This window comes from Snuella sedimenti (genome assembly GCF_016428595.1).
GTDB lineage: Bacteria > Bacteroidota > Bacteroidia > Flavobacteriales > Flavobacteriaceae > Snuella > Snuella sedimenti.
Genome location: NZ_JAELVQ010000014.1, coordinates 22,212 through 41,179 on the forward strand (window position 1 = coordinate 22,212; position 18,968 = coordinate 41,179).

Genomic DNA, 18,968 nt, shown 5'->3' on the forward strand with positions numbered 1-18,968 from the left:
AACAAACATTTAGTGTGAAATTTACAGCACAGCAAATAGCAGGGATTTTGGAGGGTGATGTTGTAGGAAACCCAAATGCCGAAGTATCAAAGCTATCTAAAATAGAAGAAGGGTTTAAGGGGTCTTTAACGTTTTTGGCAAACCCTAAATACACGCCTTTTATATATACAACGAAAGCTTCAATTACTATAGTTAACAAAACATTTGAACCCGAAAATGATTTAGAAACGACCTTAATAAAGGTAAACGATGCCTATTTGGCTTTTACTAAAATATTAGAATATTATAATTCGGTAAAGCTTAATAAAGTAGGTATTGAACAACCTTCATTTATTTCGGAATCTTCTAAGCATGGTGATAACTTATATTTAGGGGCGTTTTCGTATATAGGAGAAAACGTGGTTTTGGGAAATAATGTAAAAATATTCCCGAGCGCCTATATTGGTGATAACGTGGAAATTGGGGATAATACCATTGTTTTTTCTGGAGCGAAAATATATTCTGAAACTCTAATAGGTAATAATTGTGTGATAAATTCAGGAGCTATTATTGGAGCTGATGGATTTGGATACGCGCCAAATGGCGATGGACGCTATAAAAAAGTACCACAAACAGGGAATGTTGTTATAGAGGATTATGTCGATATAGGAGCCGCTACAACAATAGATAGGGCGACTATGGGATCTACTATTATACGTGAAGGTGCTAAACTGGATAATCAAATTCAAATTGCCCACAATGTAGAGATTGGAAAAAACACGGTTATTGCCGCACAAACAGGTATAGCGGGATCAACTAAAATAGGAGAGGACTGTCAGATAGGGGGGCAAGTTGGTATCGTAGGGCATTTAACTATTGGTAATAATGTGAAAATACAAGCACAATCGGGTATAGGACGTAATGTAAAGGATAACGAAGTGCTTCAAGGGTCACCAGCATTATCGTATGGCGACTACAACAAGTCGTATGTGCACTTTAAAAATTTACCTAAAATTGTAAAAGATATTAATGATTTAGAAAAAAAAGTTAATGGGAATAGTTAGTACAGAAATTAAACAAAAGACTATAAAGAAAGCGGTTTCTTTAACGGGTGTTGGCTTACATACCGGAAAAGATGTAACTTTAACTTTTAAGCCAGCGCCGGCCAATTCTGGTTTAGCCTTTAAACGTGTAGATTTAGAAGGAATGCCATTAATAGAAGCAGATGCAAGTTATGTTACCAACACCCAAAGGGGCACATGTCTGGAAAAGAATGGTGTGACCATACAAACATCAGAGCATGTCCTTGCGGCCTTAATAGGTTTGGATATCGATAATGTTATAATTGAATTAAACGAATCGGAGCCTCCTATTATGGATGGTTCTTCAAAATTTTTCGTAGAAGCGTTGGAAGAAGCTGAAATCGTAGCGCTTGACGCCGTTCGTGAAGAATATGTTGTAACCGATGTTGTTTCTTATACCGATGAAGAATCAGGGAGTGAAATTTTGGTAATGCCTTCGAAAGAATATCAGGTAACAACGATGGTCGATTTTGGCACGAAGGTATTAGGTACCCAAAATGCAACATTAAATCAAATCTCAGATTTTAAAGAAGATATTTCAAACTCGCGTACATTTAGCTTTTTACATGAAATTGAAATGCTTCTGGAAAATGGGTTGATTAAAGGAGGTGATTTAAATAATGCCATTGTTTATGTAGATAAGCCATTGTCTGCAGAAACCATGGAAAAATTAAAAGTAGCCTTTAAAAAAGATTCTATAGCTGTTAAGCCTAATGGTATTCTGGACAATTTAACTCTACACTATCCTAATGAAGCAGCAAGGCATAAGTTGTTGGATGTATTGGGAGATTTAGCTCTTATAGGAACGCGTATAAGAGGTAAGGTTATAGCTAATAAACCGGGGCACTTTGTGAATACACAGTTTGCTAAAAAGCTTTCTAAAATAATTAAGAACGAAAGACGTAACAACGTACCTAATATAGATTTGAATCAACCACCATTAATGGATGTAAATCAAATCATGGCTATGTTACCACACCGACAGCCATTTTTGCTTATCGATAAGATTTTTGAACTATCAGATTCGCATGTGGTAGGAATGAAAAATGTGACCATGAATGAGCAGTTTTTTGCAGGTCATTTCCCTGGGATGCCCGTTATGCCCGGTGTATTAATATGTGAAGCAATGGCTCAAACCGGAGGTATATTGGTTCTAAATACAGTTCCAGATCCTGAAAATTATTTAACATTTTTCATGAAAATGGACAATGTAAAGTTTAAACAAAAAGTAGGGCCCGGAGATACGCTTATCTTTAAATGTTCGTTAATAACACCAATACGTCGGGGTATTTGCCACATGCAAGGTTATGCTTATTCAAACGGTAAGCTTTGTGCAGAAGCCGAACTTATGGCTCAAATTTCAAAAGTAAAATAATAATGCATCAAGCAATCTATTCGACGTATATTGCTTGCCCATTTTCATTACTTAATAATATAATATTATATAAATGAATCAACCACTCGCTTACGTTCATCCAGGAGCCAAAATAGCAAAAAATGTTGTTATTGAACCGTTTACAACCATACATAACAATGTTATCATTGGTGAAGGCACTTGGATAGGCAGTAACGTAACCATTATGGAAGGTGCCCGAATCGGGAAAAATTGCAATATTTTTCCGGGAGCTGTAATATCAGCTGTTCCACAAGACCTTAAATATAATGATGAAGACACAATTGTTGAAATAGGTGACAATGTAACGATTCGTGAATGTGTTACAATAAATAGGGGAACGACCGATAGGATGAAAACGGTTATCGGTAATAATTGTTTAATTATGGCGTATTGTCATATTGCCCACGATTGCATTATTGGGAACAATTGCATCTTTTCAAATAACAGTACACTTGCAGGGCACATTACCATAGGAGATTATGTGGTCTTGGCAGGAATGACAGCAGTACATCAGTTTTGTTCTATTGGTAACCACGCTTTTGTTACTGGTGGTTCCTTGGTTAGAAAAGATGTGCCGCCATTTGTAAAAGCAGCAAGAGAGCCGTTGTCATATGTTGGTATTAATTCCGTTGGATTGAGAAGACGTGGTTTTAGTAGCGAAAAAATTAGGGAAATACAGAATATTTTTAGAATTCTATATCAAAAAAATTATAACAATACCCAGGCCGGCGATATTATTGAAGCCGAGATGGAGGCAACTCCAGAACGCGATGAGATCCTTCAGTTTATTAGAAATTCACATCGAGGTATTATGAAAGGATATTTTAAATCAAATTAATTATATGGCAAGTACAAGTGATATTAGAAACGGGTTATGCATCAAGTATAACAACGATATTTATAAAGTAATAGAGTTTTTGCATGTTAAACCAGGGAAGGGGCCGGCGTTTGTAAGAACAAAACTAAAGAGTGTAACAACAGGAAAAGTTATTGATAATACATTTTCTGCTGGTCATAAATTAGAGGATGTACGTGTCGAAACACATAAGTTTCAGTTTTTGTACAATGATGGAGAGTACTATCATTTCATGAATACTGAAGATTATACACAAATTCAACTAACAGAAGCAGCCTTAGATAATCCCGAATTAATGAAAGAGGGTGAAGTTGTTACCGTTATGATTAATACCGAAGATAATATGCCGCTTTCTGTTGAAATGCCGGCAAGTGTTATATTGGAAGTTACTGCAACCGAACCAGGCGTTAAAGGAAATACTGCAACAAATGCAACGAAACCTGCAACTGTGGAAACTGGAGCAACCATTAATGTGCCATTATTTATTAACGAAGGAGATAAAATAAAGGTAGAAACAGAGAAAGGAACTTACAAAGAACGCGTTAAGGAATAGAAGTTTAGAGTTTTAGGTTTATGTGTTTTTAGAGCTCATAGACAAAGCATTGATAAATTAAACTTAAAGGGTATCGGATGAAGTTTCCAAAACCACATACGTTAAAACAGATAGCACAATTAATTGATTGTAGCTTTGTTGGTCATGAAGAGTTTCCTGTTTTGGGCATGAATGAAATTCATGTGGTAGAGTCTGGAGATATTGTGTTTGTTGACCATCCTAAATATTACGACAAAGCACTGGCTTCAAAAGCCAGTATCGTCTTAATAAATAAAGATGTTGCTTGTCCAGAAGGAAAGGCTTTGCTTATTAGTGATGATCCTTTTCGTGATTTTAATAAGCTTGCTGAGCATTTCAAGCCATTCAAAACATCCAATAGCTTGATAGCTGAGTCTGCTATAATTGGTAAGAATACTATTATTCAACCCAATTGCTTCATAGGTAACAATGTGGTTATTGGAGATAATTGCACTATCCATTCTAACGTAAGCATTTATGATGGCACAGTGATAGGGGATCATGTAACCATTCATGCAGGAGCTGTTTTGGGAGCGAATGCGTTTTACTATAAAAATAGACCTGAAGGATTCGACCGTTTAAAATCTAGCGGAAGTATCCTTATTAAGGACCATGTCGATATAGGTGCTGCATGTACTATCGATAGAGGTGTAACGGGTAACACTACCATTGGTAAGGGCTCTAAATTGGACAACCAAATACAAATAGGCCACGATACCGTTATAGGAGAAAAGTGTTTAATAGCGTCACAAGTAGGCATTGCCGGTTGTGTTGTTATAGAAGATGAAGTAACAATATGGGGACAAGTAGGTATTAGTAGTGGTGTTACGATAGGTAAAAAAGCGGTGCTCTTGGCGCAAGCTGGAGTTAGCAAATCTTTAGAAGGAGGTAAAAGTTATTTTGGTACACCTGCAGAGGATACTAGAAAAAAATATAAGGAATTAGCTTCTATAAGGCAACTACCACAAACATTAGAACTTTTAAAGACAATAAAATAAACATAAAAAATACTATTAAAAGTAACTTCAAAAAAGTACTTTTGTACTGCTTTATTTAAAATAAAAAATATACAATGAGTGTTTTAGTAAACAAAGATTCAAAAATAATAGTTCAAGGGTTTACAGGGAGTGAAGGTACATTCCATGCAGGCCAAATGATAGAATACGGAACCAACATTGTTGGAGGTGTTACACCAGGCAAGGGAGGACAAACACATTTGGACAAACCTGTATTTAATACAGTGCAAGATGCTGTTAACGAAGTTGGAGCAGATACAACCATTATTTTTGTACCACCCGCTTTTGCTGCCGATGCCATAATGGAAGCAGCCGATGCTGGCATTAAAGTTATTATCACCATTACAGAAGGCATTCCTGTAGCAGATATGATTACTGCATCAAATTATATTAAACATAAAGATTGTCGCTTAATAGGGCCTAACTGTCCAGGGGTAATTACTCCGGGAGAAGCAAAAGTAGGGATCATGCCCGGTTTTGTATTTAAAAAGGGGAATGTAGGCATTGTTTCTAAATCAGGAACCCTTACTTATGAAGCAGCAGATCAAGTTGTTAAGCAAGGTCTGGGAATTACTACAGCAATTGGAATTGGAGGCGATCCAATAATTGGAACTACAACAAAAGAAGCTGTAGAACTATTAATTAACGATCCCGAAACAGAAGCCGTTGTAATGATTGGTGAGATTGGAGGACAATTAGAAGCCGATGCAGCAAACTGGTATAAAGAAAGTGGTAGCAATAAACCAGTTATTGGATTTATTGCTGGTGAAACTGCACCTGCAGGCCGTACTATGGGACATGCCGGAGCTATTGTTGGAGGAAGCGATGATACAGCACAAGCAAAAAAGAAAATTATGAGTGCTTGTGGTATCCATGTTGTAGACTCACCTGCTGAAATTGGAAGTAAAGTTGCAGAAGTTTTAGCATTGCAAAAAGTTTAGTTATATAACGATTCCGATTATATATTTAAAATCCGTTGATTAATCTCAACGGATTTTTTTATGCCGAAATTTTAAAACTAGGGTAACAAAACCTAAACTGGATTGATATACGGGTATAAATTGATAAAATCCAGAAATCATGAAAGCGCAAAAAATAGTTTTAAATCTGATACTTATAGGAATACTTTTCACAAGTTGTTCTAAAGACGATGATTTAGATGTAATAGAGCAAACTCCCCAGTACCCCATGAAAACTTTAATAGAAACAGGGCACATGGAATTAAAAAGTACCATGCAGCAATGGGTGTTTAGTTTTGAAGTAGGTTATAAATTTAAGGCATTTAAAAATGGTAAGATTACAGCACTAGGTATTCGTGTGCCGAATAACGACACATATAGAGTAACATTGTGGAATGCTGAAACCGAAGAGGTTTTAGTGACAAAAAACATTGTTTCTAGCTCTGGTTTATTATCGTTTGAAGCTATTAATCCTGTTAATGTTACTTCGGGGGTTGCTTATTTTGTGTCTGTCAATACAAACGATTATTATACCTTCAATGATTCTGGGAATGTTATGTTTCCTGTTGAAAGTGGAGACATTTTAATTACCGGCTACGGTGTTAGGTCTGGTACAAACCCAGACCAAGTAATGCCAACACAGTATTCAAAAACCTCTTATGTTGGCGTTGTCGATATTAAATTTATGCCAAACCCCTAATGTAATTGAACTACCTTGTTAAAATTTCGGAGCATTTAAACCTAGATTGTCGAGTAAAACAGAAACTTCTAAAGCGGCAATGGCTTGCCAAAACCTTACAAGATTTTGTAAGGTTTTTTTATATCTTACAATTTGTAATTACTATATTTGAACGCCAACAAATGATACCAGTTGTTAATTGAATTTAGATAAATTCTATGAGTAAATGGTATTGTTTAAATAGGTATGGAGTATTTAAGATAAAAGCTTGTTTCGTGTTACTAATAAAAATAATTAAGAATGATGAAACGAACATTAATAAATTTTAAGGGATACTTCACAAAAGGCAATGATTAAAATTCTTGCCTGCCGGTAGGCAGATTTAATATGAGAACGGAGCGATTGTATACGTTCTCGGTTTTATAATTAGTATATAATCAAATAATTAACTATTATTCGAATGAAATTATTAGAAGGAAAAACAGCCATAATTACAGGCGCTAGTAGAGGTATAGGTAAAGGTATTGCACAAGTTTTTGCACAACAAGGAGCTAATGTAGCTTTTACATACAGTGCATCGGTAGATGCGGCAAAAGCATTAGAGAGTGAATTAATTGCTTTAGGTGTAAGAGCAAAAGGATACCAAAGTAATGCAGCAAGTTTTGAAGAAGCCCAAAACCTAGCTAATGATGTAGTGGCCGAATTCGGTAGTATTGATATACTAGTTAATAATGCAGGTATTACCAAGGATAATTTGTTGATGCGTATAAGTGAAGAAGATTTTGATACCGTAATTGAGGTTAATTTAAAATCGGTTTTTAACATGACCAAAGCAGTACAACGTACTATGCTAAAACAACGCAAGGGGTCTATCATTAACATGAGCTCTGTTGTAGGGGTAAAAGGAAATGCAGGCCAAACTAATTATGCCGCTTCAAAAGCAGGAATTATTGGGTTTTCTAAATCAGTTGCCTTAGAATTGGGATCAAGAAATATTAGATCTAACGTTGTAGCGCCAGGTTTTATAGAAACAGAAATGACAGCTAAGTTAGATGAAGAAGTTGTAAAAGGATGGCGAGCAGGAATTCCATTAAAACGAGGAGGTACTCCTGAAGATATTGCCAATGTTTGTGTGTTCTTGGCCAGTGATATGAGTGCTTATGTTACTGGACAAACACTAAATGTTGATGGAGGAATGCTTACATAATTTTAAGGATTTATGAATGATGGTTTAAAATTAGAACCATTAATGAAAAATCGATATTTATAAATGCAAACAGAAACGCTGTTATATGTTATATTAGCTGGAATTATAGCGCTTTTATTAGCGCTCTTTCAGTATAAATCGAAAAGAAAAAGCATGTCTAAGCTGGACATGCTTTTTTCTTTCTTGAGGTTTATAACCATATTCTCTGTATTGCTATTACTTATAAACCCTAAGTTTAAGCATACAACCCAGGTTATAGAAAAACCGAATTTGGTGATTGCTTTAGATAATTCTAACTCTATAAAATATTTAAAACAAGATACGGAAGCTAAAAGCTTGGTAAACCAACTTTTAAAAGATCAAAAATTACAAAACAAATTTAATATAGAACTATATGCCTTTGGAGAGTCTGTAAACAAATTGGATACAATTACCTTTTCAGAAAAGCAAACTAATATAGATAAAGTTTTTAAACAGTTTTTACAGGTTTATAAGCAAACAACTTCGCCTACAATTCTTATCACCGATGGAAATCAAACCTATGGGAGCGATTATTTGTTTACATCGTCAGATTATAAACAGCCTATTTATCCTATAATTTTAGGTGATACCGTAAACTATACAGATTTAAAAATCCAACAACTTAACGTTAACAAATATGCATATTTAAAAAATAAATTCCCAGTGGAAGCCATTTTGGTATTTAATGGGAATGAAACTATTAATTCTCGTTTTGTTGTCACTAACGGAAATACAACTGTTTACTCGGAACCCGTACGTTTTTCAAAAAACAACAATTCAAAAGTCATAAATTTCACACTACCAGCCAATAGAGTAGGAGTTGGTAACTATAGTGCAACAGTGCTGCCAATAAATAACGAAAAGAATACGGTTAATAATTCAAAGAACTTCGCCGTTGAAATTATTGACCAAAAAACAAAAATAGCCATAGTTAGTGATTTTCCACATCCCGATTTAGGTGCTTTAAAAAGAAGTATAGAAAGTAATGAGCAACGCGTTGTTACGTTTTTAAGCCCTAAAGAAGCAATTGATAGGTTGGAAGATTTTCAATTGCTTATACTCAACCAACCAAATAATAAATTTAAAAAGGTGTACGATGTACTAAATGAGCAAAATAAAAACCGACTTGTGATTATCGGAACTAAAACAGATTTAAATTTTTTAAATACGATTGGCAAGGATTACACATTTGAGATTACCAACCAAACAGAAGATTACCAAGCAGAATTAAATCTAAGTTATACCCCTTTTATTATTGACGATATAGATTTTGAGTCGTTTCCTCCGTTAAAATCCAATTTTGGTAGCGTTTCTTTTTCTGTCCCTTACCAATCTATTTTAAATAAGCGCGTTAATAATGTTTCAATAAATATACCATTACTTGCTACTTTTGAAAATGATTCAAAAAGGGAGGCCGTTCTTTTGGGAGAGAATATTTGGCAATGGCGAGCCCAAAGTTTTTTAAATTCGAAAACATTCAATCCTTTTGATGATTTTATTGGTAAACTGGTGCAGTATTTAGCTTCAAACAAGAGGAGAGATAGGTTGAGCCTGGAATATGAATCTTTTTACACCGGGAGCAGCAAAATTGAAATAAAAGCACAATTTTTCGATAAAAACTATGTGTTCGATACACGGGAAACGCTTAATATAACTGTAACAGACAATCATTCTAGCCAAGAGAAACAGTTTCCACTCATACTAAAAAACAATCATTACGTGGCAGATTTAAGTAATTTGCCTCCCTCAGAGTATAGTTTTATCATTAGTGCAGTTAATGAGAACATTTCGAAATCTGGAAATTTTCAGATTTTAGAATATAATGTAGAGCAACAATTTTTAAATGCCAATGTAACAAAATTAGAGCAGTTGGCTACTAATAGCAAGGGCAAGAGCTTTTTCATTTCTGACACAAAAGACCTCGTTAATGAAATTTTAAATGACGATCGCTTTGTAGCTATTCAAAAGGTCAATAAAAATGTTATACCTTTGGTCGACTGGAAATACTTACTTGCTTTAATCGCATTAAGTTTGTCTGCCGAATGGTTTCTTAGAAAATATAACGGATTAATTTAATATATAATAAAAAAAATGGAAAAATTACCAAAAATTGCTTTGCCCTTAATAGCCGTATTAATTGGCTTAGTTGTATTATTGTCTAAATCGGCTGTAACCGTTGATTCGGGAGAAGCTGGTGTTTTATATAAAACCTTTGGCGGTGGTGTTGTTACCGATAGTCCGCCTCTAGGAGAAGGGTTTCATGTTATTGCCCCTTGGAACAAGGTATTTATTTATGAGGTGCGTCAACAAGAACTTTTTGAGAAAATGAAGGTTTTATCGTCTAACGGGTTAGAAATTCAAATCGATGCCTCTGCCTGGTATGAACCTGTTTATAATGATTTAGGAAATTTACATCAGTCCCTCGGTCAAAATTATTTACAACGTGTTATTCAGCCGGCTATTCGCAGTGCTGCAAGAAGTGTTGTAGGTCGTTATACACCAGAGCAATTGTATTCGAGTAAACGTGATGCCATCCAAGACGAAATCTATTTAGAAACCAAAAAGATATTAGAAAAGCAATACGTACAATTAAACGAGGTATTGGTAAGGGATGTAACGTTACCCAATACCATTAAAGATGCTATTGAGCGCAAGTTAAAGCAGGAGCAGGAGTCATTGGAGTACGAGTTTAGATTGGTAACAGCTGCTAAAGAAGCTGAAAAGGTAATTATTGAAGCCCAAGGTAAAGCGGATGCCAATAAAATCCTGAGTGCATCCCTAACAGATAAAATTCTTCAAGACAAAGGAATTGAAGCTACTATAAAATTGGCAGAATCACCGAACAGTAAGGTTATTGTTATAGGGTCTGGAGATTCAGGTATGCCTATCATTCTTGGGAATCAATAAATGAACTTATCTTGACTTTTTCCAATTGGTTAAAAAATTGCTCTTTTGAGTCTGCTTTTCGTCATTTTCTCATTCCGTAGCCCTGCTATGCAACTTAAAAATGCCTTCCATCAAGCTCAAAAATAGCTAATTTTCACTTCAATCAAAAAAGTCAAGATGAGTTCAATAAGAAAGGTTATAAAAACATAGACTATTGTATATGAAACCTATGATTTGGCAACCTTTTACTTTACTGGATAAAAACTGGCAAAAACTTTTTCTTATAAGTTTTTGCCTTGTTTTTAGTGTTGTTTTTTTAAACCTTTTTGTGCCCTTTAATATCAATCTTTGGGAAGAGGATGAGGGCATTGCGCAATTCTTGAGACTCTCAAAATTTGCTGCCATTGGTATTTTGGTTTTGGCCTTTTCACAGTTTGCTCTTCGTAAACTATTCAAGATTAGAAGTTTTAGGCTTATTGAATTTATAGGCTGGGTGTTTTTGGAAATGGCTTTAATAGCTCTGGTTTTGTCAATGCTCTACCAATACGACGGCATATCCTTTTTTCTGTTTTTTTTGGAATGTATTAGCTATGCAGCATTGGTTGTGTTAATTCCTTATTCTGTAGCATTACTTATAATTTATGTTTTTCAATTAAGGAAAAAGAATAATGTTAATAACACATTGAACCATTCAGATTTTTTAATAGGTATACCCGATGGAAATAATGTTGTTAAACTGTCTGTGCCAATAAATAATCTATTGTATTTTGAATCCGCCGATAACTATGTGGTAGTTCAATATCTTGATGAAGGGAAAACAAAGAAAAAACTTATTCGTAATACGCTTAAAAACTTAGAAAACTCGCTGGACAATTCCGTTATAAAAAGATGCCACCGTTCTTTCGTTGTTAATTTAAAAAGTATCAAATTAATCGAAAAAGTTTCAGGTAAGTTTTTCATTCATATTAAAAACAGTGAGACACTCATCCCTATATCGACCAATTACATCCCACAGTTTAAAGACTACATTTCTTAAGACATTCTATTTATCCCATAATGGGCTTCTTTGTCCCTATTTTTTCACGTAATGATTTGATCTACATAATTTTGTTGAAAATCAAAAAATCAATGTATAATTTAAATTAGTTTTAATTATGAAAAAAAAAGTAGTAGTATTAGTTGTAGTTGTTCTAGCTTTTGGTCTTAAAATAAACGCCCAAGAATCAATAAAGAACTTTAAAGGCACTTGGGAATACGTTTGTAACGAAGCGCCTTATGGGTATAACTCAGGAAGTATAATTGTTGGACAAGAAAAGGATCGTCCTACGGTAAAAGTTGTCTACGAAGATGGAAGCGAAAACACTGCAGAATCTGTTAAAGTTAAGAATGGCGTTTTATATTTTAACATGAGTGTAGAAGATAGTTTTATTAAAGTGCAGTTACAAAAAGATGGTACAAAAATAAAGGGAAAAGCGATTAACAATTATGGCGAAGAATTGGGTATAACAGCCGTTAAGAAAAAATAAAGCAAAACCCTAAAGAGAGCTCCTATTGGTTTTATAAGTTAGTCAAAGAATATCCAAATGACAATAAGTGCTTGTTTGGATATTTTTTAGTTTAAAGGTTTATTGGTTAGCATGTGTTTAAAAAATTGAGGGAAAAATTAGTAATGTTAAAAATGTTAAAAATTATGCAGTTAATATTTGGTGATATTTATTTTAATTACTGATATTTGTAGAAACAATAGGTAAACATGAATTTTATTCAATTTCATCATCATCATTTTCAAATTTGCTCTCAAGCGAAGTGAAGATGTGTTGAATAAAATCAAGATATTTTTTAAACCCGTTTGAGACAATCAAGCGGGTTTTTTATTTAAAAACTTAAAGAGATTGTTTCAAACTCATAACAAATAAAAAATGAGTAAACTAAGAATTGCAGTACAAAAATCGGGTCGTTTAAACGAAGACTCAATGAAAATCCTAAAGGATATAGGGATTTCTATCGATAATGGAAAGGATCAATTAAAGGCTTCAGCTAGAAATTTCCCGGTAGAAGTGTTCTATTTAAGGAATGGCGATATCCCCCAGTATTTAAAAGATGGCGTTGTAGATGTTGCCATTATTGGTGAAAACGTATTAATAGAAAAAGGGAAAGACATTAGAATCGCTGAAAAATTAGGGTTTTCTACATGTCGCGTGTGTATTGCTGTCCCAAAGTCTATGGGGTATAATGGCATAAAGGACTTGGAAGGGAAGCGCATAGCAACGTCTTATCCAAATACCGTTCAGGATTATTTAGATAAGAATGGTGTAAAATCAAACCTACATATTATTAATGGTTCTGTTGAAATAGCTCCCAATATTGGTTTAGCCGATGCCATTTGTGATATCGTATCAAGTGGAAGTACACTGTTTAAAAACAATTTGAAAGAAGTTGAAACCATATTAAAGTCTGAAGCCGTATTAGCAGTTTCACCAGTACTTACAGAAGAAAAGGAAGCCATTCTTAGTAAAATCCAGTTTAGGATAAAATCGGTCTTAAAAGGCAGACAATCAAAATACATATTGCTTAATGCGCCTAACGATAAATTACAGGACATTATAAATGTATTGCCCGGTATGAAGAGTCCAACCGTGTTACCTTTAGCTGAAGATGGGTGGAGCTCGGTACACTCTGTAATAAATAAGAATGAATTTTGGGACGTTATTGATGAATTAAAAAATAATGGCGCTCAGGGAATTTTGGTTTGTCCAATTGAAAAAATGGTATTATAATGTCTTTCAGACTCCGTGTATTTTGGGGGAGAGTCTCACTTAAAAAAGTTTAATATGCAAATAATTGATAATCCAAATAAAGAGAACTGGTCAGAAGTCCTAAAAAGACCCACACAAACGGTAAAGGATATTGAAGCTACGGTAAATCAAATTTTTGAAGAAGTTCTCAACGAAGGGGATATTGCTATAAAAAAGTACACCGCTCGTTTTGATGGCGTTGATCTGGTATCCAATATAGTTTCTCTCGATGAAATACAGGAGGCCATTACCCAAGTACCTGTAAAGCTGCAAGAAGCCATTAAATTGGCTAAAAACAATATAGAGGTTTTTCATAGTGCACAAAGAACGGATAAGGTAGCCGTGCAAACAAGCATTGGCGTAACATGTTGGCAAGAAAAGCGTGCTATAGAAAAAGTGGGACTGTATATTCCAGGAGGTACAGCACCATTATTTTCTACAGTTTTAATGTTAGCTGTGCCTGCTCAGATTGCTGGATGCAAAGAGATTGTTTTATGCTCACCTCCCGGTAAAGATGGTTTATTGGCTCCAGAAATACTTTTTGCAGCGCAACTTTGTGGTGTAACTAAAATTATAAAGGTAGGAGGCATTCAAGCCATTGCGGGATTAACTTTTGGGACAGCAACCATTCCGCAAGTGTATAAAATATTTGGCCCTGGAAATCAATTTGTAACAGTTGCCAAACAACTTGCTACAAAATATGGCGTAGCAATAGATATGCCAGCAGGCCCTAGTGAATTACTAGTAGTTGCCGACGATACAGCTAACCCAGCTTACATTGCTTCAGATCTATTGAGTCAGGCTGAACACGGAACCGATAGCCAGGTTATCTTAGTGTCTACTTCCAATTCCTTAATTAATAAGGTTTCAGAAGCTATTAAAGAACAAATAAAGGAATTACCAAGACAGGCAATAGCAGAAAAGGCAATAGCAAACTCAAAAGGTATTTATGTAAAAGATGATGAAACAGCCTTAGAGCTAATAAACGAGTATGGGCCAGAACACTTTATCGTATGTGTAGAGAATGAAGCCTTTTATATTGAAGGTATTAGAAACGCAGGCTCTGTATTTATTGGTGACTTTACACCTGAAAGTGCTGGCGATTATGCCTCTGGTACAAATCATACATTACCTACCAATGGCTTTTCGAAAGCTTATTCGGGAGTGAATTTAGATAGCTTTTTTAAAAGTATGACCTTTCAGAAAATATCAAAAAAAGGCTTGTTAAATATAGGGGAGACCATAGAACTAATGGCAGAAGCCGAAGGTTTGCAAGCACATAAAAATGCAGTGTCCATTCGATTAAAAGATTTAAAGTAACTATCATTCCTACGAAAGTAGGAATCTCATGAATACAATTTGTATGACTGTCACGAAAACAACAAAACTAGATATAGAAAGCTTAATACGTCCAGCTATTAAGGCTTTAAAACCATATTCGTCGGCTCGTGATGAGTTTCAGGGCGTAAGCGATCCCATGGTATTTTTGGATGCCAATGAAAACCCGTTCGACAATGGTGTTAACCGTTACCCAGATCCTAAACAACGAACAGTAAAGTCAATACTGTCTGATATCAAGGGGATTCCTGTAGAGAATATGCTTTTAGGAAATGGAAGTGACGAAGTATTAGACCTCATTTTTAGGGTATTTTGTGAACCTAACCAAGACAACATTCTTATTCTGCCACCAACCTATGGTATGTATGAGGTGTTGGCAAATTTAAATGCGATTGAAATAAAAAAAATACAGTTAACGGATGACTTTCAGCCAGACGTAGAAAATATTTTAAGTAAGGCAGATAAAAATAGTAAGTTGCTGTTTTTGTGTTCCCCCAACAATCCGACAGGTAATAGTTTTACTTCTGAGTCCATAACAGAATTAGTAAACAATTTTAAAGGTATCATTGTAATAGATGAAGCCTACATTGATTTTTCAAACGGTGAAAGTTGGTCAACAAAGTTAGAAGAATTTCCTAATTTAATCGTAACCCAAACGCTATCTAAGGCTTATGGTATGGCGGGAATTCGTTTAGGTATTTGTTTTGCTTCAACGCAAATAATTAATGTGCTAAATGCTATAAAGCCTCCCTATAATGTAAATGAACTAACACAACAAAAGGCAATTGAGCAGTTAAGTAGTAAAGAGGTTACTGCAAATCAAATAAAAACTATTTTAGAAGAGCGTACAAAACTGGTATCGGAATTAGAAACTGTAAACTATGTTTTAAAGATTTACCCTTCTGATGCAAACTTTATTTTAGTAAAAGTAGACGACGCTACTAAACGATATAATCAACTTATAGATAGAGGTATTGTAATTCGTAACAGAACTACACAACCCGGATGTGATAATTGCTTAAGGCTTACTATTGGAACACCAGAGGAGAATGAAGTATTAATAAAAACACTTTTGTTAATTTCGGAATCTTAATATGACTCATATGTTAGATTCCTAATTGCCTAGAACTAAAAAGAAAATTAAATATTAATTAAATGCCCTGATATTAGTTAAGGGAGGTTAAATCATGAAACGAGCATTAAGAAATTTTAAAAATTACTTCACAAAAGGAAATGTTTAAAATTTTTAATGAGAGAACGAGTGTAAGGAGTGGTTGCACACGTTCTTAATTTTATAATTACAATAAAATCAATTAATTACTAAAATTTAAACGTGTGAAATGAGCATAAACAAATTTCATCATTGCATACCCACCAACATGATTAAATTTTTTATGCGAATTCCTGAATGTGCAGAAATTTTTAGTTTCTTCATTTTCAGAAAACTATAAAATTTTAAACAGATGAAAAAAGTATTATTTATAGACCGAGACGGAACAATTATAAAAGAAACGGAAGATGAACAAATCGATTCTTTTGAAAAACTCCGGTTTTACCCTAAGGTATTCCAATACTTAAGTAAAATTGCCAAAGAGTTGGATTACGAAATTGTTATGATAACCAATCAAGATGGACTTGGGACAGAAGCATTTCCTGAAGATACGTTTTGGCCAGTACATAATTTCATTATCAAATGCTTTGAAGATGAGGGAATCTCTTTTAAAGAACAATTTATTGATAAGACATTTGCCGGGGAAAATGCGTCTACCAGAAAGCCCAATACAGGTTTGTTAACCCAATATTTTTCTGAAGATTACGATTTAGAAAATTCTTTTGTTATTGGAGACAGGCTTACAGATGTTGAACTAGCCAAAAATCTTGGGGCAAAAGGTATTTTTATTAATGACAACACGCACTTGGGGACGGATGAAACGACTGTAAAAAATGATGAATTGGAAGCATATATAGCCTTAGAGAGTAACGATTGGGAGAAAATATATGCCTTTTTAAAAGCTAAGGATCGTACCGGAGAGATTGTTAGAAATACGAATGAAACTAAAATTACTATAAAACTTAATTTAGATGGAACAGGAAAAAGTAATATCCATACAGGATTGGCTTTTTTTGACCACATGCTTGACCAAATAGCACGCCATGGCCAATTGGATCTAGATATTAAAGTTGATGGTGACCTAGAAGTAGATGAACACCATACGATTGAAGACACGGCTATTGCCTTGGGGGAACTGTTTAACACCGTTTTGGGTAATAAATTGGGTATTGAGCGCTATGGATTTAGCTTGCCAATGGATGACTGTTTAGCACAGACAGCCATAGATTTTGGAGGCAGAAATTGGTTAGTATGGGAAGCCGATTTTAAACGCGAAATGATTGGTAAAATGCCTACGGAGATGTTCTATCATTTCTTCAAGTCCTTTACCGATGGGGCTAAATGCAACTTAAATATTAAAGCAGAAGGAATTAACGAGCACCATAAAATTGAAGCTATTTTTAAAGCCTTTGCCAAAGCTATCAAAATGGCCGTAAAGCGCGATGTAGAAAAAATGATATTACCATCTACAAAAGGCGTATTGTAAGATAAAGGACTTAAGGAGTTAAATCACTTATTCTTTTAGTATATAATTTTTTAATAATAAAGAATTGAAATTAGTAATTATAGATTACGGAGCCGGAAATATAAAAAGTATTCAGTTTGCTTTTAACCGCCTTGGAGTAAATGCCGTTTTATCCAAGGATCCAGAGGAAATTATCGCTGCAGATAAAGTTATATTCCCAGGAGTAGGCGAAGCTAGTAGTGCTATGGCAATGTTAAAAGAAACGGGGTTAGATACTTTAATTCCTAAACTAAAACAACCCGTTCTTGGAATTTGTTTGGGTATGCAATTACTCTGTGAATTTACCGAAGAAGGAAATACAAAAGGTTTGGGCGTTTTTAAAACAGTTGTTAAACGTTTTGACAATCAAGTGAAGGTACCCCAAATGGGATGGAATGTGATTAGGGATTTAAAATCTAAGCTGTTTATGGGTATTAAGGAAAAGGAGTATATGTATCTTGTACATAGTTATTATGCCGATCATTGTCCCGAAACGATTGCTACAACCGATTACGGAGTCAATTATGCTTCGGCCTTACAGCACAAAAACTTTTATGGGGTGCAGTTCCACCCAGAAAAGAGTAGCTTAGCAGGAGAAAGAATATTACAAAATTTTTTAGAACTATAGGTTTAAGTACAAAGTAAAATTTACGATGTACGACGTATGAAGTTAGATATTATAAGTTGAAAGCAAAAAAGGTAGAGACCACCTTAAAAGGAAATTCAACTATTAAAAACAACTAACTTTAAACTTTAAACTTTTAACTTTAAACTTATTAACATGAGAATTATACCAGCTATAGATATTATCGACGGAAAATGTGTTCGCTTAACGAAAGGGGATTACGATACCAAAAAAGTTTACAATGAAAACCCACTAGAAGTAGCCAAAGCGTTTGAAGATGCAGGCATAGAGTACTTGCATTTGGTAGATCTTGATGGAGCCAAGGCACAGCATATCGTGAATTACAAAGTATTGGAGCAAATAGCTTCAAAGACTGGCTTAAAGATTGACTTTGGCGGCGGGTTAAAAGCAAAAGAAGATCTGCACATTGCTTTTAATTCTGGTGCGCGTCAAGTTACAGGAGGCAGTATTGCGGTTAAGAACCCAGACGTCTTTGAAGGTTGGATTGAAAAATACGGATCAGCAAAAATTATTTTGGGAGCCGATAGCGACCATGGGAAAATATCCATAGGAGGGTGGACAGAACAAAGTGAAGAAGACCTCATTCCTTTTATTAAGGCATATCAAAGAAAAGGCATTCAATATGTTATTTGTACCGATATTTCTAAGGATGGTATGCTCGAAGGCCCAGCGATTGATTTGTATAAAGAGATCATCGTGGCCTGTTCTAATAGCAGCAAGGGGCAATCAATTAAATTAATAGCCTCGGGAGGCATTTCTTCTATTGATGAATTACCATTGCTTAAGGAAATAGGTTGTGAAGGTGTGATAATTGGTAAAGCCATCTATGAGAATAGGATCGGTTTAAAGCAATTAGAAAAATTTGTGTAATTAGGTCTGAAGCAAAAGTTAAAAGTATTTACAACTTCTTGCTTCTCACTTC

Annotated in this window: 18 protein-coding genes; all 18 read left to right on the forward strand. The window is 34.7% G+C overall.

What is annotated here, in order from left to right; translation table 11 throughout:
• The first annotated feature begins 14 nt into the window (after positions 1-14).
• Entirely contained in the window at positions 15-1,043 is a 1,029-nt protein-coding gene (gene lpxD, locus JF259_RS11235) for a UDP-3-O-(3-hydroxymyristoyl)glucosamine N-acyltransferase (RefSeq protein WP_199115425.1), read from the forward strand.
• Positions 1,030-2,436: a bifunctional UDP-3-O-[3-hydroxymyristoyl] N-acetylglucosamine deacetylase/3-hydroxyacyl-ACP dehydratase gene (locus tag JF259_RS11240; protein WP_199115426.1), complete on the forward strand. Its 1,407-nt coding sequence runs from the start codon at positions 1,030-1,032 to the stop codon at positions 2,434-2,436. Before lpxD ends, JF259_RS11240 begins: the two co-directional genes overlap by 14 nt.
• A 73-nt stretch (positions 2,437-2,509) precedes the next feature.
• Positions 2,510-3,295 (forward strand): acyl-ACP--UDP-N-acetylglucosamine O-acyltransferase, encoded by a 786-nt coding sequence (lpxA, locus tag JF259_RS11245; RefSeq protein WP_199115427.1) that lies wholly within the window; start codon positions 2,510-2,512, stop codon positions 3,293-3,295.
• Between the two features lie 4 nt (positions 3,296-3,299).
• On the forward strand, positions 3,300-3,866 hold the full coding sequence (efp, locus tag JF259_RS11250; RefSeq protein WP_199115428.1) for an elongation factor P: 567 nt from the start codon (positions 3,300-3,302) through the stop codon (positions 3,864-3,866).
• A 77-nt stretch (positions 3,867-3,943) separates the two neighbouring features.
• Complete coding sequence (locus JF259_RS11255; RefSeq protein WP_199115429.1) at positions 3,944-4,882, forward strand: UDP-3-O-(3-hydroxymyristoyl)glucosamine N-acyltransferase; 939 nt, start codon at positions 3,944-3,946, stop codon at positions 4,880-4,882.
• Between the two features lie 74 nt (positions 4,883-4,956).
• Positions 4,957-5,841, forward strand: coding sequence for a succinate--CoA ligase subunit alpha (gene sucD / locus JF259_RS11260; protein ID WP_199115430.1), 885 nt, complete (start codon positions 4,957-4,959; stop codon positions 5,839-5,841).
• Positions 5,842-5,980: 139 nt separating this feature from the next.
• Positions 5,981-6,559 (forward strand): DUF4082 domain-containing protein, encoded by a 579-nt coding sequence (locus JF259_RS11265; protein ID WP_199115431.1) that lies wholly within the window; start codon positions 5,981-5,983, stop codon positions 6,557-6,559.
• Positions 6,560-6,998: 439 nt separating this feature from the next.
• Positions 6,999-7,745 (forward strand): 3-oxoacyl-[acyl-carrier-protein] reductase, encoded by a 747-nt coding sequence (gene fabG, locus JF259_RS11270; RefSeq protein WP_199115432.1) that lies wholly within the window; start codon positions 6,999-7,001, stop codon positions 7,743-7,745.
• 63 nt (positions 7,746-7,808) lie between these two features.
• Positions 7,809-9,842 (forward strand): VWA domain-containing protein, encoded by a 2,034-nt coding sequence (locus JF259_RS11275; protein WP_199115433.1) that lies wholly within the window; start codon positions 7,809-7,811, stop codon positions 9,840-9,842.
• A gap of 15 nt (positions 9,843-9,857) precedes the next feature.
• Positions 9,858-10,673, forward strand: coding sequence for a prohibitin family protein (locus JF259_RS11280; RefSeq protein ID WP_199115434.1), 816 nt, complete (start codon positions 9,858-9,860; stop codon positions 10,671-10,673).
• Between the two features lie 307 nt (positions 10,674-10,980).
• Positions 10,981-11,688 (forward strand): LytR/AlgR family response regulator transcription factor, encoded by a 708-nt coding sequence (locus JF259_RS11285; RefSeq protein WP_199115435.1) that lies wholly within the window; start codon positions 10,981-10,983, stop codon positions 11,686-11,688.
• Between the two features lie 118 nt (positions 11,689-11,806).
• Positions 11,807-12,178: a hypothetical protein gene (locus JF259_RS11290; RefSeq protein ID WP_199115436.1), complete on the forward strand. Its 372-nt coding sequence runs from the start codon at positions 11,807-11,809 to the stop codon at positions 12,176-12,178.
• 393 nt (positions 12,179-12,571) lie between these two features.
• Positions 12,572-13,429: an ATP phosphoribosyltransferase gene (gene hisG / locus JF259_RS11295; protein WP_199115437.1), complete on the forward strand. Its 858-nt coding sequence runs from the start codon at positions 12,572-12,574 to the stop codon at positions 13,427-13,429.
• Positions 13,430-13,483: 54 nt separating this feature from the next.
• A complete protein-coding gene (gene hisD / locus JF259_RS11300) occupies positions 13,484-14,767 on the forward strand; it encodes a histidinol dehydrogenase (RefSeq protein ID WP_199115438.1) in 1,284 nt (427 codons plus the stop codon).
• A 28-nt stretch (positions 14,768-14,795) separates the two neighbouring features.
• The gene (gene hisC, locus JF259_RS11305; protein WP_233164233.1) at positions 14,796-15,878 is read left to right on the forward strand and encodes a histidinol-phosphate transaminase; all 1,083 of its coding nucleotides are present in this window, start codon (positions 14,796-14,798) and stop codon (positions 15,876-15,878) included.
• Positions 15,879-16,248: 370 nt separating this feature from the next.
• On the forward strand, positions 16,249-17,382 hold the full coding sequence (gene hisB, locus JF259_RS11310; protein ID WP_199115439.1) for a bifunctional histidinol-phosphatase/imidazoleglycerol-phosphate dehydratase HisB: 1,134 nt from the start codon (positions 16,249-16,251) through the stop codon (positions 17,380-17,382).
• 64 nt (positions 17,383-17,446) lie between these two features.
• Positions 17,447-18,028, forward strand: coding sequence for an imidazole glycerol phosphate synthase subunit HisH (gene hisH / locus JF259_RS11315; RefSeq protein WP_199115440.1), 582 nt, complete (start codon positions 17,447-17,449; stop codon positions 18,026-18,028).
• Between the two features lie 153 nt (positions 18,029-18,181).
• Positions 18,182-18,916, forward strand: a complete 735-nt coding sequence (gene hisA, locus JF259_RS11320) for a 1-(5-phosphoribosyl)-5-[(5-phosphoribosylamino)methylideneamino]imidazole-4-carboxamide isomerase (protein WP_199115441.1) — start codon at positions 18,182-18,184, stop codon at positions 18,914-18,916.
• The last annotated feature ends 52 nt before the right edge of the window (positions 18,917-18,968 follow it).

Excerpts from the sequence above, each read along its gene's own strand:
- sucD (WP_199115430.1), top strand. The coding sequence starts at position 4,957 with ATGAGTGTTTTAGTAAACAAAGATTCAAAAATAATAGTTCAAGGGTTT.
- JF259_RS11275 (WP_199115433.1), top strand. The coding sequence starts at position 7,809 with ATGCAAACAGAAACGCTGTTATATGTTATATTAGCTGGAATTATAGCG.
- JF259_RS11265 (WP_199115431.1), top strand. The coding sequence starts at position 5,981 with ATGAAAGCGCAAAAAATAGTTTTAAATCTGATACTTATAGGAATACTT.
- lpxA (WP_199115427.1), top strand. The coding sequence starts at position 2,510 with ATGAATCAACCACTCGCTTACGTTCATCCAGGAGCCAAAATAGCAAAA.
- JF259_RS11240 (WP_199115426.1), top strand. The coding sequence starts at position 1,030 with ATGGGAATAGTTAGTACAGAAATTAAACAAAAGACTATAAAGAAAGCG.
- hisD (WP_199115438.1), top strand. The coding sequence starts at position 13,484 with ATGCAAATAATTGATAATCCAAATAAAGAGAACTGGTCAGAAGTCCTA.
- JF259_RS11290 (WP_199115436.1), top strand. The coding sequence starts at position 11,807 with ATGAAAAAAAAAGTAGTAGTATTAGTTGTAGTTGTTCTAGCTTTTGGT.
- JF259_RS11280 (WP_199115434.1), top strand. The coding sequence starts at position 9,858 with ATGGAAAAATTACCAAAAATTGCTTTGCCCTTAATAGCCGTATTAATT.
- JF259_RS11255 (WP_199115429.1), top strand. The coding sequence starts at position 3,944 with ATGAAGTTTCCAAAACCACATACGTTAAAACAGATAGCACAATTAATT.
- hisA (WP_199115441.1), top strand. The coding sequence starts at position 18,182 with ATGAGAATTATACCAGCTATAGATATTATCGACGGAAAATGTGTTCGC.
- hisB (WP_199115439.1), top strand. The coding sequence starts at position 16,249 with ATGAAAAAAGTATTATTTATAGACCGAGACGGAACAATTATAAAAGAA.
- hisC (WP_233164233.1), top strand. The coding sequence starts at position 14,796 with ATGAATACAATTTGTATGACTGTCACGAAAACAACAAAACTAGATATA.
- hisG (WP_199115437.1), top strand. The coding sequence starts at position 12,572 with ATGAGTAAACTAAGAATTGCAGTACAAAAATCGGGTCGTTTAAACGAA.
- efp (WP_199115428.1), top strand. The coding sequence starts at position 3,300 with ATGGCAAGTACAAGTGATATTAGAAACGGGTTATGCATCAAGTATAAC.
- fabG (WP_199115432.1), top strand. The coding sequence starts at position 6,999 with ATGAAATTATTAGAAGGAAAAACAGCCATAATTACAGGCGCTAGTAGA.